The following is a 12,708-nucleotide window of genomic DNA, read 5'->3' as shown; positions in this document are numbered from 1 at the left end:
GTTCACGCGTTCTTGCGCGCGGTATGAAGAGCCAGCACGGCATCCACGAAGGCATGCGCGCTGCCGACATAATGGGCCGGATCGAGCAGCCGCTTCAGTTGCTCGACAGGCAGATGTTGAGTGACGGATGCATCGGCGGCCAGCACGTCGAATAGTGTCTTGCCACTTTTCACGGCCTCTTTCGACGCATGCTCGACGAGATGATGCGCGTCCATCCGCCCGATCTTGTCGCCAAGCGCGAGCATCACCGCTTCGCCGAGAATCAGACCATGCGTGACGTCGAGATTCGCAGCGAGCCGCTCGACATTCACTTCGAGGCCCTTCGCGATCTGCTCGATATTCGCGAGCGCGCCGCCCGCGAGACGCGCGAGATCGGGCAGCGAATCCCACTCGGCCTGCCATCCGCCGAGCGCGCGTTCGTGCTCCTGCACCATCCCCGCGAACACCGTCGCGACGAGACCGGGTGCGCGCGTCGCCGCCGTCAGCACGGCCGCGCAGCCGACCGGGTTGCGTTTGTGCGGCATCGTCGACGAACCGCCCTTGCCTGCGGCAACCGGTTCGCCAAGTTCGCCAAGTTCGGTCTGCATTTGCAGCGAGATATCGCGCGCGATCTTGCCGAGCGTGCCGATCAGCATGCCGAAAAACGAGGCCGCTTCGGCGATGCGGTCACGCTGCGTGTGCCACGGCACAGCGGGCAATTGCAGCTTCAGTTCCTGCGCGAGCGCTTCGGCCACCACGCCGCCCTTGTCGCGCAGGCTCGCGAGCGTGCCCGCCGCGCCGCCGAATTGCAGCACGAGCGCGCGTTCGCGCAGCGCGTCTAACCGCTCGCGATGACGCAGCAACGCATCGAGCCATTGCGCGAACTTCAGACCGAGCGTGATGGGCAGCGCCTGCTGCAGCCACGTGCGGCCGATCATCGGCGTTGCACGATGCCGTTGCGCGAGCGCGGCGATGGCATCGCACGTCGACGCCAGTGCGCCGTCGAGCAGATCGAACGTGTCGCGCAGTTGCAGCACGGTCGCGGTATCGATGATGTCCTGACTCGTCGCGCCCCAATGGACGAACTTCGACGCTTGCGCATCGGCGTCCTTGACGCGCGCAGTCAGCTGTTTGACGAGGGGAATCGCGAGATTGCCGCCGAGCGCGGCGTCGCGTGCGAGTGCGTCGGCGTCGAGTTTGTCCGCGTGGCAGGTCGCTTCGATCGCGGCGACGGCCGACTGCGGAATCACGCCATGTGCCGCCGAGGCCCGGGCGAGCGCCGCTTCGACGTCGAGCATCCGTTGCAGCGTCGCGCGCGGCGACCAGATGTCGTTCATGGGCTGCGTGCCGCAGATCAGGCCAGTCAAGCGGGCGCTAGCTTCTAGCATGATGTTCAGTGCGTTGGATGAATGCGCGTTAAGTTCGCGCCAGAAAGCGCGCGGCGTTCGGTTTCATTGTCGCCGAACGCCGCGGCGAGGTCACGCGCGCATTTGCGCGCGCATCGCGATTCAAGCCCGTGCAAGCCTCAGGCTGCGCGAGCCTGCTGCGTGCCGTCGATCAGCGCGACGCCCGTCAGCTTTTCCAGTTCCGCGAAGTCGATATCCGAGAAGATCTCGCGCACGACGAGGCCGTCCTTCGTCACGTCGATCATCGCGAGGTCCGTATAGATGCGGTCCACGCAGCCGACCCCCGTCACCGGATACGAGCACGCGGAGACGATCTTGCTTTCGCCCTGCTTCGTCAGATGCTCCATCATCACGAACACCTGCTTCGCGCCGATGGCCAGATCCATCGCGCCGCCGACAGCAGGAATCGCGTCCGGTGCGCCCGTGTGCCAGTTCGCCAGGTCGCCCGTCGCCGACACCTGAAATGCGCCGAGCACGCAGTAGTCGAGGTGGCCGCCGCGCATCATCGCGAACGAATCCGAGTGATGGAAGAACGCGCCGCCCGTCAGCAGCGTGACGTGCTGCTTGCCGGCATTGATCAGTTCGTCGTCTTCCTCGCCTTTCGCGGGCGCCGGGCCCATGCCGAGCAAACCATTCTCGCTGTGCAGGAAGATTTCCTTGTTCGCGTCGAGGTGATTCGCCACCAGCGTCGGCACGCCGATGCCGAGGTTCACATAGGCGCCTTCAGGAATGTCCTGCGCGACGCGCTTCGCCATTTCATCGCGGGTCAGTCGTTTCATGTCGGTCTCCTTCAGGCGGCTTGTTCGGGGCGTTGCGTTTGATGCGCCGCTTGCGGCACTTCGACGACGCGCTGCACGAAAATGCCCGGCGTCACGATCACTTCGGGGTCGAGCGCGCCGAGCGGCACCACTTCCGACACCTGCACGATGGCCGTCTTCGCGGCGCTCGCCATGATCGGGCCGAAATTGCGCGCCGTCTTGCGATACACCAGGTTGCCCCAGCGGTCGCCCTTGTACGCCTTGATGAGCGCGAAATCGGCGTGCAGCGGCGCTTCCAGCACGTAATGCTTGCCGTCGATCTCGCGCGTTTCCTTGCCTTCCGCGAGCTTCGTGCCGTAACCCGTCGGCGTGAAGAAGCCGCCGATACCGGCGCCCGCCGCGCGGATGCGCTCGGCCAGATTGCCCTGCGGCACAAGTTCCAGTTCGATTTCGCCGGCGCGATAGAGCGCGTCGAACACGTACGAGTCCGTCTGGCGCGGGAACGAGCAGATGATCTTGCGCACGCGCTTCGCCTTCAGCAGCGCCGCGAGGCCCACGTCGCCGTTGCCGGCGTTGTTGTTGACGATGGTCAGTTCTTTGGCGCCCTGCTCGATGAGCGCGTCGATCAGTTCGGACGGCATGCCCGCCGTGCCGAAGCCGCCGATCATGACGGTCGCGCCGTCATGCACGTCGGCGACTGCCGACTGGAGTGACTCGAAAATCTTGTTGATCATGTCGAATATCCTCTGGAACGCGTCGTTCCGCGCCGCACGACCCGCCGCTTCAACGGCGGATGCGCACCGGACGGTCTCCACGTCCGCTTGTTCCTTCATGGTCCTGCTGACGGCATGCAGACCTGCCGCAGGCCGCATGTGTTGGGTTCGCCGCCCGCTTCCGTGCCGTCGTTGAACTCCGAAAAGTTCTTAATGCGAACACAGTTTCGTTTAGCGAACGTACCGGCGCATTATGGTTTGCGTCCGCATCTCTTGTCAAGGCAACGGATTCGTGGTTTGCCCTACTGCGCCGCGCTTTCGGCTCGATCGCGAAACGGCAGCCCCACGTAATTCTCTGCCAGCATTCGCGACGCTGCATCCGAACTCGTCACGTAGCGCAGTTCCGAGAGCTTCAGACGTTCGACGAAAGGCGAATCGTCGAGCGACGGATGCAGCATGTTCGTCATGAAGTACGAGAAATGCTCGGCGCGCCAGACGCGCTCGAGGCAAGTCGCCGAATACGTGTCGAGCTGATCGTCGCGGCCTTCGCGGTAGTGCGCGGCGAGCGCCTGCGACAGCACGCGCACGTCGGCGACGGCCAGATTCATGCCTTTCGCGCCTGTCGGCGGCACGATGTGCGCGGCGTCGCCGGCCAGGAAGAGGCGGCCGTATTGCATCGGCTCGCACACGAAGCTGCGCATCGGCGTCACGCCTTTCTGCGTGATGTCGCCGATTGCGGGCAGCCAGCCGTCGTCGTTCTCGAAACGCGCGTGAAGCTCGGTCCAGATGCGCTCGTCGGGCCATTGCGAGAGATCTTCGTCGGGACGGCATTGCAGATAGAGACGCGTCACGTCGGCGGAGCGCATGCTGAAGAGCGCGAAGCCGCGCGTGTGATGCGCGTAGACGAGTTCGTCGCAGTTCGGCGCGGCGTCCGTCAGAATGCCGAGCCATGCGTAGGGATAGACGCGCTCGAAGGTTTGCAGCGCGTCGGGCGGGATCGACTCGCGTGCGATGCCGTGGAAGCCGTCGCAGCCCGCCACGTAGTCGCATTGGATCCGCCGCACTGCGCCATCGTGCGTGAACTGGACCCACGGACTGTGCGTCGCGAGATCGTGCAGTGCGACATTGGCTACATCGAAATGCAGCGCCTGTTGGTGCTCGACGGCGGACGCGATCATGTCGCGCACCACTTCATGCTGGCCGTACACGGTGATGGCGCGCCCGCCCGTCAACGTCGTCAGATCGATTCGATGACGCTTGCCGTCGAACAGCAGTTCGATACCGTGATGCACGAGTCCTTCGCGTTGCATTCGCGCGCCGAGGCCGGCTTCGTTGAGTGTATCGACGGTGCCCTGCTCTAGCACGCCTGCGCGTATCCGGTGCTCGCAGTGTTCGCGCGAGCGGCTCTCCAGCACCACCGATTCGACGCCCGCGAGCCGCAGCAGATGCGACAACAGCAGGCCGGCGGGGCCGGCGCCGATGATCAACACTTGGGTGCGCATCGCTTGTCGCCTCCAACGTTTTTGTTCGAGTGTTCGCCTCTATAAACGCGACCCTCGGCGCTTTCCCGACTATGCGAAATCGCCATTTTTAAGTTAGGTTATATACGATTTGTCGATAATGTGCGGTTCATCTTGAATGCCGCGCCCCAGCATGGCCGAACTCGATCTCAACCTGATTCCCTACCTTGTCGCGCTCGAAGACATGCGCAACGTGAGCCGCGCCGCCGAACGTCTCGGCGTGAGCCAGCCGCGCGTGAGCACGGCGCTTGGCCGTCTGCGCGAATACTTCAACGACCCGCTGTTCGTGCGCACGTCGCGCGGCATGGAGCCGACGCCGCGCGCGCTGGCGCTGATTCCCGCGGCGCGAGAAGCACTCGCGCGTATCGAGAAAGGCATGCTCGAATCGCAGGACTTCGATCCCGCGACCACGACGCAGACCTTTTCACTTGCGCTATCCGATGTCGGCGAAATCGTCTTTCTGCCGCGTCTGTTGCAGCTGTTTGCCGAGCGCGCGCCGCATGCGAACCTGCGTTCGGTGTCGTTGCCGCCTGCGCATGTCGAGCGTGGACTGGAATCGGGCGATATCGATCTCGCCGTCGGTTACTTTCCCGATCTTTCCGGCAACAACTTCTTTCAGCAGCGTCTGTTCACGCACCGCTTCATCTGCCTGATGCGCAGCGACCATCCGCTTGCGGGCGCGCCGCTGACGCTCGAACAGTTCATCGCACTCGGGCATGCCGTGGTGCGTGCCGAAGGACGCAGCCAGGAAGTGCTCGAACAGTATCTGGAGAAAAAACGCATCCGGCGCCGCGCGGTGCTCGAGACGCCGCACTTCATGAGCCTGCCGTTCATCCTTGCGCGCACCGATCTGATCGCGACCGTGCCGCATGCGATCGGCTTTGCGTACGTGTCGGAACATGCATCGATCACGCTGGTCGAACCGCCTTTGCCGTTGCCGCGCTTCGACTTGAGGCAGCATTGGCATCGCAAGTTTCATAACGATCCGCGTGCCGGCTGGCTTCGTAGCGTGGTTGCCGAGCTGTTCAACGACGCGAAGGATGAGTGGCCGAAGTAGCGCTTGCATCAGGATGTGATGCAAATCCATGTTGGGCGTAGGGCCGGGAAACATGGAACAATGCCCCAACATGCGAAGCGCGTGTTACTGGAACTGGAGCGAAGGATGACGACGAAGAAAACAACACCCACCGACGCACCCGGCAGGCCATCCCGCGAGGAAGCCGAAGAAGCCGTGCGCACGTTACTGCGCTGGGCGGGCGACAATCCTCAGCGCGAGGGGCTGCTCGACACGCCGGCGCGTGTTGTGCGAGCGTATGAAGAATTTTTCGCGGGCTACAACGTGGAGCCGCGCGACATTCTTGCGCGCACGTTTTCGGAGGTGGATGGTTACGATGAAATGATCGTGCTGAAGGATATTCGCTTCGAAAGTTACTGCGAGCATCACATGGTGCCGATCATTGGGCGGGCTCATGTTGCTTATTTGCCCGAGCATCGGGTGGTGGGGATATCCAAGCTGGCTCGCCTTGTTGATGCGTTTGCCAAGCGGCTGCAGATTCAGGAGAAGATGACCGTGCAGATCGCCGATACGCTCAACGAAGTATTGCAGCCCAAGGGCGTTGGCGTGATTCTCGAAGCTTCGCATCAGTGTATGTCCACGCGGGGCGTGCATAAGGCGGGCGTTGAGATGGTGACTTCCCGGATGCTCGGGACTTTCAGGTCGGATCCTTCTACTCGCAGGGAGTTTTTGTCCATCGTGAATAGTCCTACGGCGGTTAGTGTGGCTAATACTTAGTCGTTTTTTTTGTCTGCGACGCTAGTCGCCATTCTGGTTTTTTTGCTGGCGGTTTTTTTTTCGCTGGCATCCGCGATTTCATGTCGGTGTTCAGGCGTTGCCCCTGTGCGGGGCGGCACTTACTTTCTTTGCCGCCGCAAAGAAAGTAAGCAAAGAAAGCGGGCTAACACCGCCAATTCTTGTGACTGCCTGCGGGCCCCCAACGGGTCCCGCACTTCGAACGGCAACGCCATATTTCCCGCCCGTTGCCAGCGTGCTAACTGCACGCATCACCCACTCCAACCTCCCGTAGCGCAGCCAGCCGCAGCGAATCGTCTGCGCCGCCCAGGTGGCAAACTGTGTGTAGGTTGTCGCACCATACGCGTTAGCGTTCTTACGACACCGATCCCGCTTTTCAGTCCGGAGTGGTGCACTTCCGTCGCGATGGCCTACACACCGTTTGCCACCTGGGCGGCAGTGGACTTCAGGTAACGCGGTCCGTGGCGCGGGAGTGTGAAGCGGGTGATGCGTGCAGTTAGCACGCTGGCAACGGGCACAAACAAACGCGTTGCCGTTTGAAGCGTAGGAACTGTTGGGGGCCCGCAGGCAATCACTAGCACTGGCGGGGTTAGCCCGCTTTCTTTGCTTACTTTCTTTGCGGCGGCAAAGAAAGTAAGTGCCGCCCCGCACAGGGGCAACGCATGAAGCACGAAGGCAAATCGCGGATGCCAGCGAAAAACAGGCGCTTGCCAGCAAAAAAAAGCATCACCGCGTCGCAGACAAAAAAACCCCACCCAACACACAAGCGACCCCGAAAATCTGCGCACCGCTAACATTCTCCCGCAACACGCCAACAGCAAGCACAAGAGCGGACACAGGCACGAGAGCAGTGACAACACCGGCCTCCGCGCCGCTCAGGCGAGACGAACCCGCATACCACAGCACGAATCCAAGCACAGTCGGCACGAGCGCGTAATACACGACTCCGGCGACTGCGCCAGCAAGCCCAGAATCCACAGCCAACCGCCAGGGCTGCTCGAAAAAACAGGCAGGCAAAACAGCAACAAGCAACCCGATCCCGCTCATCAGCGCCGACAACGGCAACGCCGCAACGGGCGTACGCAGCTTGCGATTCAGCAGAATAAACAGCGCCTCGCAGACAATCGCCGCAAACACGAGCGCGTTTCCGACAAAAGAATGCGCACCGAAAGGTGCATCTACCCGCACGGTACAAACAACCACACCCAGCGTCGCGAGCGCAATCGCACCAACGACGGCCACCGACGGCCGCTCCCCAAGCGCGAGCATCGCAAAGACAGCCGACACCGCCGGCAACGTTCCCGCAATCACGCCCGCATCGGCCGCCGACGCGAGCCGCATCCCGCCGATCAGAAAAACCGTATAGCCAACGCTTCCCGCGCCCGCCTGCGCGATCAACAACAACGTATCGCGCGCGTCGAGCTTCGGCCACCGAACCTTCAGCACCCGCATCATCGCGAGAAATATCGGAAACGCAATCGCAAAGCGCAACGCGGTCGCCGAGAACGGCGGCAAGCCACCTGCGATCCCCTTGCTGACCACCACAGTACTGCCCACGCCGATCATCGCCAGCGCGCAGAAAACATAACCGGTGTAACGCGCGTTCATTCCGCCGCCTCCTCATCTCGAACGATGCGGCAAGCGTACGGTTCGCGCCGATGCGTGGTCTTGAACGTTATTGCAGAGAGACGAACTGAATGGATCAGCGGACAGCCACCGCATACCCCGCAGGCGTCACGCCCAAAAGCCGCACGAACGCGCGCGTCATATGGCTTTGATCGGAGAAACCCGCCGACACCGCAGCGTCCACCAGCGGCGTGCCGCGCGCGATCAACTGGCGCGCCAGCGCGACCCGGCGCTGCATCCGGTACGCATGCGGCGGCAAACCGACTTCATGCGCAAAGCTGCGCAACAACTGGAAGCGACTCATGCCGGCTTCGGCAGCGAGATCGGCCAGCGTCGATGCCGACGCGGGATCGTCGTCGATGCGCCTCCTTGCGCGCGCAACAGAACCATTGCGCTCGCGTCCGGGCTGCGCCAACGTCGCGTAATGCCGTCCAACGTGCGCAAACAGCGCAAGCAGCGCTTCTTCGCAAGCGAGATTGTCAGGAGACACGTGCTCGTCGATCTCGTGCACAGCCATCGAGAAGAGCCGCGTCAAACACATCGACAATTGCGGATCGTTCAGCACCGGACGCGTTAATTCCACTTGCCGCAGCGGCGCACGCGCGCATTCGGCGAGCGTCGCCGTAACCAGCGACGGCTCGAAATACAGCATCCGCCACGCGCGTCCTCGTTCGTCGAGCGGACTGCCGTCGTGCACTTCGCCGGGATTGACGGTGATGACGTCGGTCGCGCGCGCTTCGACGGGACCGCGCCCACTCGCCGAGCGCTGCCCGCCTGCAATGACCACACCGATGCCGAAACGATCGTGAGAATGACGCGCGAACGTGTGAGTCGTGTGCGCGAGCGTCGCTTCGACGCCGTCGAGCGCACAGCGCAGCATCTGGACGCGTCCGCGCGGCTTCATCGCCCGCAGTCAGCGCAGAAGAAGCGACGCGCGCATATCAGCGCCGCCCGTCGTCGTTACGGCCGCGCTCGCCTTCGCGGATCTTGCCCTGCGACACGCTGCTGCCGGGCGGCACGCTATGCGTGAGCCACACGTTGCCGCCGATCACCGAGCCGCGCCCGATCGTCACGCGGCCCAGAATCGTGGCACCCGCGTAGATCACCACGTCGTCCTCGACGATCGGGTGACGCGCGTTGCCCTTCACGAGGGTGCCGTCGTCGTCCGCGGCAAAGCTCTTCGCGCCGAGCGTCACCGCCTGATAGACGCGCACGCGTTCGCCGATGATGGCCGTCTCGCCGATCACCACGCCCGTACCGTGATCGATGAAGAAGCTCGGGCCGATCTGCGCGCCAGGGTGAATGTCGATGCCCGTCGCCGAATGCGCGATCTCGTTGATGAAGCGCGCGAGCAGCGGTACGCCGAGCCGATGCAGCGCATGCGCGAGCCGATGATGCGTCATCGCCCACACACCCGGATAGCAGAGCAGGATCTCCGTAATGTGCTGCGCAGCCGGATCGCCGACATACGCGGCCTGAATGTCGCTGACCAGCATGGCGCGTATGCCCGGCAACTGCTTGCCGAACTCGCGCGCGACGTCGAATGCGCGCGTGCTCAATTCCGCTTCCGACGTCTCCGCATGCTCGGGCAAGAAGCGCAGCGCGCGGCGAATCTGTTCAGCGAGCAGACGCAGCGTGCTTTCGAGCGTGTGGCCCACGTAGTAGTCGACGCTCTCGTCGGTCAGATCGGGCGCGCCGTAGTGCGTCGGGAAAAGCGCGGCGCGCAGTCCGGCGACGATGTTGATCACGCCGTCGCGCGAAGGCAGTTCGCGAATGCCGCGCGGATGACGCGTGCGATGGAGCTCTTCACGCGATGCGCGCAATTCGGCGACGATCTGTTCGAGGCCCCAGTTGTGGGAAGAAACGTTTGACATGGCGAGGACGGCGATCGCGCCTGAAGCGCAACGATAGTGAATTGTCCCCAGAGATTACCGCGTTTCGCCGCGCGCCGCCGCGCCTCTGTGCGATTTGCATAAGGAATGGCTCATGCAGACGAGGCCGCCGCATGCGCGGCAGTGCGTAGCAAACGACGTGCTACACGGTCATACTGCTTGCGTCGATCCAGCGGACTGCCCAGTCGCGAGCATGCGCGATAGCAGCGGCTTCGTCGGTGAAGCGGAGATCAGTGGGGAAGAAGCGGTTGGCGACCAGTTCGCCGTCGCTGGAGCGCGAGACGACGACATACGGTTGCCAAGTTCCATCGCCTGAACGCGCCGGCGCGCAGTTCAGCAAGTAGCCACGATGTGTGAATGCAGCATCAACGTGCATGAGTCACCCGCCCCTGACTGCCTCATAGATGGTCCTTTTTTGCGAGTGGGATGCCGTGTATCGAAGCAACCGACGAGACCGCCGTGGTCATGCTGTTATGTGGTCTTGCTGCACTCGAACCAGAATCATACTCTGTAGGAAAAGAGCGTCCACCAAAAAAAATCGTAAAAATTTTCCGGTAGCGCGAAGCGCCGTCACGCACGCTTCGCAAGGTGATCGGGCGCTCACGCGGAACAACTTTTGCTCCTATCTTATGCTTTAACGCACGAGCCAAAGGAGGGCGTCAAAATGAGCCTCAACACCCGCAAGGTACCGGCGACGCAATCGGGAACCGACGTCGCGCGCAGTGCCGAAATGCACAACGACCGCACTCACGACAGCACGGTCGATACCGACAGCAAGAACCACGAAGCAGCGCGCATCGCGGGCCATGCGCCGATCGGCCCCGATGAAATCACCACGAGCAACGCGTCGCTGGTCAACAGCGTTCCCGACGATCCGTATGCGGAACTGGCGGGATTCGACAGCCGCATCGGCGGAAACCATCTGCTGCTTGCGCTGGAACCCGGCTATCGCGTGATCGATAAGGGCATGATTCCGCCCGAAGTCGTCGAGCACTTCGACGATCGCTTTCACGAGCCGCGTACGGAAGCGGGCGACCGGATGCGCGGCCGTATGCATTACGCGCTCAACCATCAGCGCCCGACGCGCATCATCGAACTCGAACGTGTGAAGTGAGTGTTTGTCATGTGACGCGTCATTTTCAGGGCGCGTCACATGCCGTGTCAGCCTGCCCCCGATCGCGCGAACGTGCATGCGATTCGAAACTGCCGGTTTGATGAGTTCGTCGCGCGCACATCTTTTTCCCGATTGAAACGATCGGCACAATCGGCGCAATTTCATCCACGGAGCGGAAGATGAGCAGAATCGTCGTGATCGGTGCAACAGGCACGCTCGGTAAGGCAGTCGCCGCCGAACTGAAGGCGCGGCATGAAGTGATCGAAGTCGGCGCGACGCGCGGTGCGCATCAAGTCGACAGCAAGGATCCCGCGAGTGTCGAACGGCTGTTTGAAGCGATCGGCAAGGTGGACGGCGTCGTCACCACCACAGGCAAGGTTCACTTCGGACCGTTGCCCGAGATGACCGTCGAGCAGTTCTGGGTCGGCCTGCGCGACAAGCTGATGGGACAGATCAATGTCGTACTCGCCGCGCAGAAGTACGTGAACGACGGCGGCTCGTTCACGCTGACGAGCGGCATTCTCGCCGACGAGCCGATCCGCCTGGGCGTCAGCGCGACCACCGTGAATCTGGCGCTCGAAGGTTTCGTGCGCGGCGCGGCGATCGAACTGCCGCGCGGCATCCGCATCAACGTCATCAGTCCGACTGTGCTGACGGAATCGATGGAAAGCTATGCGCCGTTCTTCCGCGGCTTCGAGCCCGTCGATGCGAAGAAGGCAGCGCAGGCCTATTTGCGCAGCGTCGAGGGCGCGCAGACGGGGCGTGTGTATCGCGTCGGAAGCTGACTAGTCGACGCTATGCTTGATGTCGGTTGGCGAGCGCACATTGCGGATGCGCTCGCTGCTAGCTTTCATCTCTATCAGTGGATTTCCGGCTCGCCTGTCGAAGCGCTCGCACCGCTCGCGCCGTCGCGTTGCAGGAAATCGAAGTCACAGCCCTTGTCGGCCTGCAGCACATGCACCTGATGCATCGCGCCGTAGCCGCGCGTGAATCGCGGCGCGGGCGCGACCCACTCGGCTTTGCGCCGCGCGAGTTCTTCATCCGATACCAGCACGTTCAGCCTGCGCTGCGGCACATCGAGCTCGATCATGTCGCCGTCGCGCACCAGCGCAAACGGCCCGCCGATGAACGATTCCGGCGCCACGTGCAACACGCATGCGCCGTAGCTCGTGCCGCTCATGCGCGCATCGGAAATACGCAGCATGTCGCGCACGCCCTTTTTCAGCAGCTTTTGCGGGATCGGCAACTGGCCCCATTCGGGCATGCCCGGCGCGCCGACGGGCCCCGCATGCTGCAGCACGATCACGCAGGTTTCGTCGATGTCGAGGTCGTCGCTGTCGATGCGCGCGGCCATGTCGTTGTAGTCGCTGAACACCACCGCGCGGCCGGTGTGCACCAGCAGATGCGGTTCGGCGGCGCCCGGCTTGATCACTGCGCCATCGGGCGCGATGTTGCCGCGTAGCACGGCAAGACCGTTGTCCGGCATCAGCGGATTGCTGCGGCGGCGAATCACGTCGTCGTTGAAAATCTGCGCGCCTTCGAGGTTCTCGCCGAGGGTCTTGCCATTCACGGTCTTCTGCGAGCGGTCGATCAGATCGCCCAGTTCCGCGAGCATCGCCGGCAGGCCGCCCGCGTAATAGAAGTCTTCCATCAGAAACGTGCCCGTCGGCCGGATATTCGCGAGGACCGGCGTGCGGCGCGAAATCGAATCGTAGCGATCGAGCGTCAACTGGATGCCCGCGCGACGCGCCAACGCGATCATATGCACGATCGCATTCGTCGATCCCGACAGCGCGAGGCAGGTCGTCACGGCGTTATCGATCGATTTCTCCGTGAGGATGTCCGACGGCTTCAAGTCTTCCCACACCATCTCGACGATGCGCATGCCCG

13 protein-coding genes are annotated in these 12,708 nt (G+C 62.8%); 4 read left to right on the top strand and 9 right to left on the bottom strand.

Annotated features, from left to right (window positions below):
* Positions 1 to 2 precede the first annotated feature (2 nt).
* The 4 genes from G3N95_RS19860 to G3N95_RS19845 all read right to left on the bottom strand — a co-directional run bounded on the left by G3N95_RS19860 (position 3) and on the right by G3N95_RS19845 (position 4,358).
* On the bottom strand, positions 3 to 1,367 hold the full coding sequence (locus G3N95_RS19860) for a 3-carboxy-cis,cis-muconate cycloisomerase (RefSeq protein ID WP_205971770.1): 1,365 nt from the start codon (positions 1,365 to 1,367) through the stop codon (positions 3 to 5).
* Positions 1,368 to 1,504: 137 nt separating this feature from the next.
* On the bottom strand, positions 1,505 to 2,164 hold the full coding sequence (locus G3N95_RS19855; protein ID WP_205971769.1) for a 3-oxoacid CoA-transferase subunit B: 660 nt from the start codon (positions 2,162 to 2,164) through the stop codon (positions 1,505 to 1,507).
* Positions 2,165 to 2,175: 11 nt separating this feature from the next.
* Positions 2,176 to 2,877, bottom strand: coding sequence for a 3-oxoacid CoA-transferase subunit A (locus G3N95_RS19850; RefSeq protein WP_205971768.1), 702 nt, complete (start codon positions 2,875 to 2,877; stop codon positions 2,176 to 2,178).
* A gap of 281 nt (positions 2,878 to 3,158) precedes the next feature.
* Positions 3,159 to 4,358 carry a 4-hydroxybenzoate 3-monooxygenase gene (locus tag G3N95_RS19845; RefSeq protein ID WP_205971767.1) on the bottom strand — a complete coding sequence of 400 codons (1,200 nt, stop codon included), beginning with the start codon at positions 4,356 to 4,358 and terminating at the stop codon, positions 3,159 to 3,161.
* A 151-nt stretch (positions 4,359 to 4,509) separates the two neighbouring features.
* On the opposite strand from G3N95_RS19845, the gene G3N95_RS19840 reads away from it, so the two are divergent.
* Together G3N95_RS19840 and folE are read left to right on the top strand one after the other, a co-directional pair.
* Positions 4,510 to 5,433, top strand: coding sequence for a LysR family transcriptional regulator (locus G3N95_RS19840; RefSeq protein ID WP_205971766.1), 924 nt, complete (start codon positions 4,510 to 4,512; stop codon positions 5,431 to 5,433).
* A gap of 105 nt (positions 5,434 to 5,538) precedes the next feature.
* Positions 5,539 to 6,168 carry a GTP cyclohydrolase I FolE gene (gene folE, locus G3N95_RS19835; RefSeq protein ID WP_205971765.1) on the top strand — a complete coding sequence of 210 codons (630 nt, stop codon included), beginning with the start codon at positions 5,539 to 5,541 and terminating at the stop codon, positions 6,166 to 6,168.
* A 744-nt stretch (positions 6,169 to 6,912) separates the two neighbouring features.
* Here folE and G3N95_RS19830 read toward each other — a convergent pair.
* The 4 genes from G3N95_RS19830 to G3N95_RS19815 form a co-directional block, all read right to left on the bottom strand.
* Positions 6,913 to 7,794, bottom strand: coding sequence for a DMT family transporter (locus tag G3N95_RS19830; RefSeq protein ID WP_205971764.1), 882 nt, complete (start codon positions 7,792 to 7,794; stop codon positions 6,913 to 6,915).
* A 94-nt stretch (positions 7,795 to 7,888) separates the two neighbouring features.
* Positions 7,889 to 8,716 carry an AraC family transcriptional regulator gene (locus tag G3N95_RS19825; protein WP_205971763.1) on the bottom strand — a complete coding sequence of 276 codons (828 nt, stop codon included), beginning with the start codon at positions 8,714 to 8,716 and terminating at the stop codon, positions 7,889 to 7,891.
* Positions 8,717 to 8,753: 37 nt separating this feature from the next.
* The gene (epsC, locus tag G3N95_RS19820) at positions 8,754 to 9,686 is read right to left on the bottom strand and encodes a serine O-acetyltransferase EpsC (protein WP_205971762.1); all 933 of its coding nucleotides are present in this window, start codon (positions 9,684 to 9,686) and stop codon (positions 8,754 to 8,756) included.
* 160 nt (positions 9,687 to 9,846) lie between these two features.
* Positions 9,847 to 10,080, bottom strand: a complete 234-nt coding sequence (locus G3N95_RS19815; RefSeq protein WP_205971761.1) for a hypothetical protein — start codon at positions 10,078 to 10,080, stop codon at positions 9,847 to 9,849.
* A gap of 288 nt (positions 10,081 to 10,368) precedes the next feature.
* On the opposite strand from G3N95_RS19815, the gene G3N95_RS19810 reads away from it, so the two are divergent.
* Both G3N95_RS19810 and G3N95_RS19805 read left to right on the top strand, forming a co-directional pair.
* On the top strand, positions 10,369 to 10,818 hold the full coding sequence (locus tag G3N95_RS19810; RefSeq protein WP_205971760.1) for a DUF3005 domain-containing protein: 450 nt from the start codon (positions 10,369 to 10,371) through the stop codon (positions 10,816 to 10,818).
* A gap of 179 nt (positions 10,819 to 10,997) precedes the next feature.
* Positions 10,998 to 11,603 (top strand): short chain dehydrogenase, encoded by a 606-nt coding sequence (locus G3N95_RS19805; protein WP_205971759.1) that lies wholly within the window; start codon positions 10,998 to 11,000, stop codon positions 11,601 to 11,603.
* Positions 11,604 to 11,677: 74 nt separating this feature from the next.
* Here G3N95_RS19805 and G3N95_RS19800 read toward each other — a convergent pair.
* Positions 11,678 to 12,708, bottom strand: a 1,031-nt coding sequence (locus G3N95_RS19800) for a dihydroxy-acid dehydratase (protein ID WP_205971758.1), incomplete at its 5' end; no start/stop codon positions are given.

It is taken from the genome of Paraburkholderia sp. Tr-20389 (assembly GCF_017104565.1).
Taxonomy (GTDB): domain Bacteria; phylum Pseudomonadota; class Gammaproteobacteria; order Burkholderiales; family Burkholderiaceae; genus Paraburkholderia.
This window is presented reverse-complemented; position numbering and strand designations above follow the sequence as displayed.

Excerpts from the sequence above, each read along its gene's own strand:
- G3N95_RS19830 (WP_205971764.1), bottom strand. The coding sequence starts at position 7,794 with ATGAACGCGCGTTACACCGGTTATGTTTTCTGCGCGCTGGCGATGATC.
- G3N95_RS19850 (WP_205971768.1), bottom strand. The coding sequence starts at position 2,877 with ATGATCAACAAGATTTTCGAGTCACTCCAGTCGGCAGTCGCCGACGTG.
- G3N95_RS19845 (WP_205971767.1), bottom strand. The coding sequence starts at position 4,358 with ATGCGCACCCAAGTGTTGATCATCGGCGCCGGCCCCGCCGGCCTGCTG.
- G3N95_RS19815 (WP_205971761.1), bottom strand. The coding sequence starts at position 10,080 with ATGCACGTTGATGCTGCATTCACACATCGTGGCTACTTGCTGAACTGC.
- G3N95_RS19810 (WP_205971760.1), top strand. The coding sequence starts at position 10,369 with ATGAGCCTCAACACCCGCAAGGTACCGGCGACGCAATCGGGAACCGAC.
- folE (WP_205971765.1), top strand. The coding sequence starts at position 5,539 with ATGACGACGAAGAAAACAACACCCACCGACGCACCCGGCAGGCCATCC.
- G3N95_RS19825 (WP_205971763.1), bottom strand. The coding sequence starts at position 8,716 with ATGAAGCCGCGCGGACGCGTCCAGATGCTGCGCTGTGCGCTCGACGGC.
- epsC (WP_205971762.1), bottom strand. The coding sequence starts at position 9,686 with ATGTCAAACGTTTCTTCCCACAACTGGGGCCTCGAACAGATCGTCGCC.
- G3N95_RS19805 (WP_205971759.1), top strand. The coding sequence starts at position 10,998 with ATGAGCAGAATCGTCGTGATCGGTGCAACAGGCACGCTCGGTAAGGCA.
- G3N95_RS19840 (WP_205971766.1), top strand. The coding sequence starts at position 4,510 with ATGGCCGAACTCGATCTCAACCTGATTCCCTACCTTGTCGCGCTCGAA.
- G3N95_RS19855 (WP_205971769.1), bottom strand. The coding sequence starts at position 2,164 with ATGAAACGACTGACCCGCGATGAAATGGCGAAGCGCGTCGCGCAGGAC.
- G3N95_RS19860 (WP_205971770.1), bottom strand. The coding sequence starts at position 1,367 with ATGCTAGAAGCTAGCGCCCGCTTGACTGGCCTGATCTGCGGCACGCAG.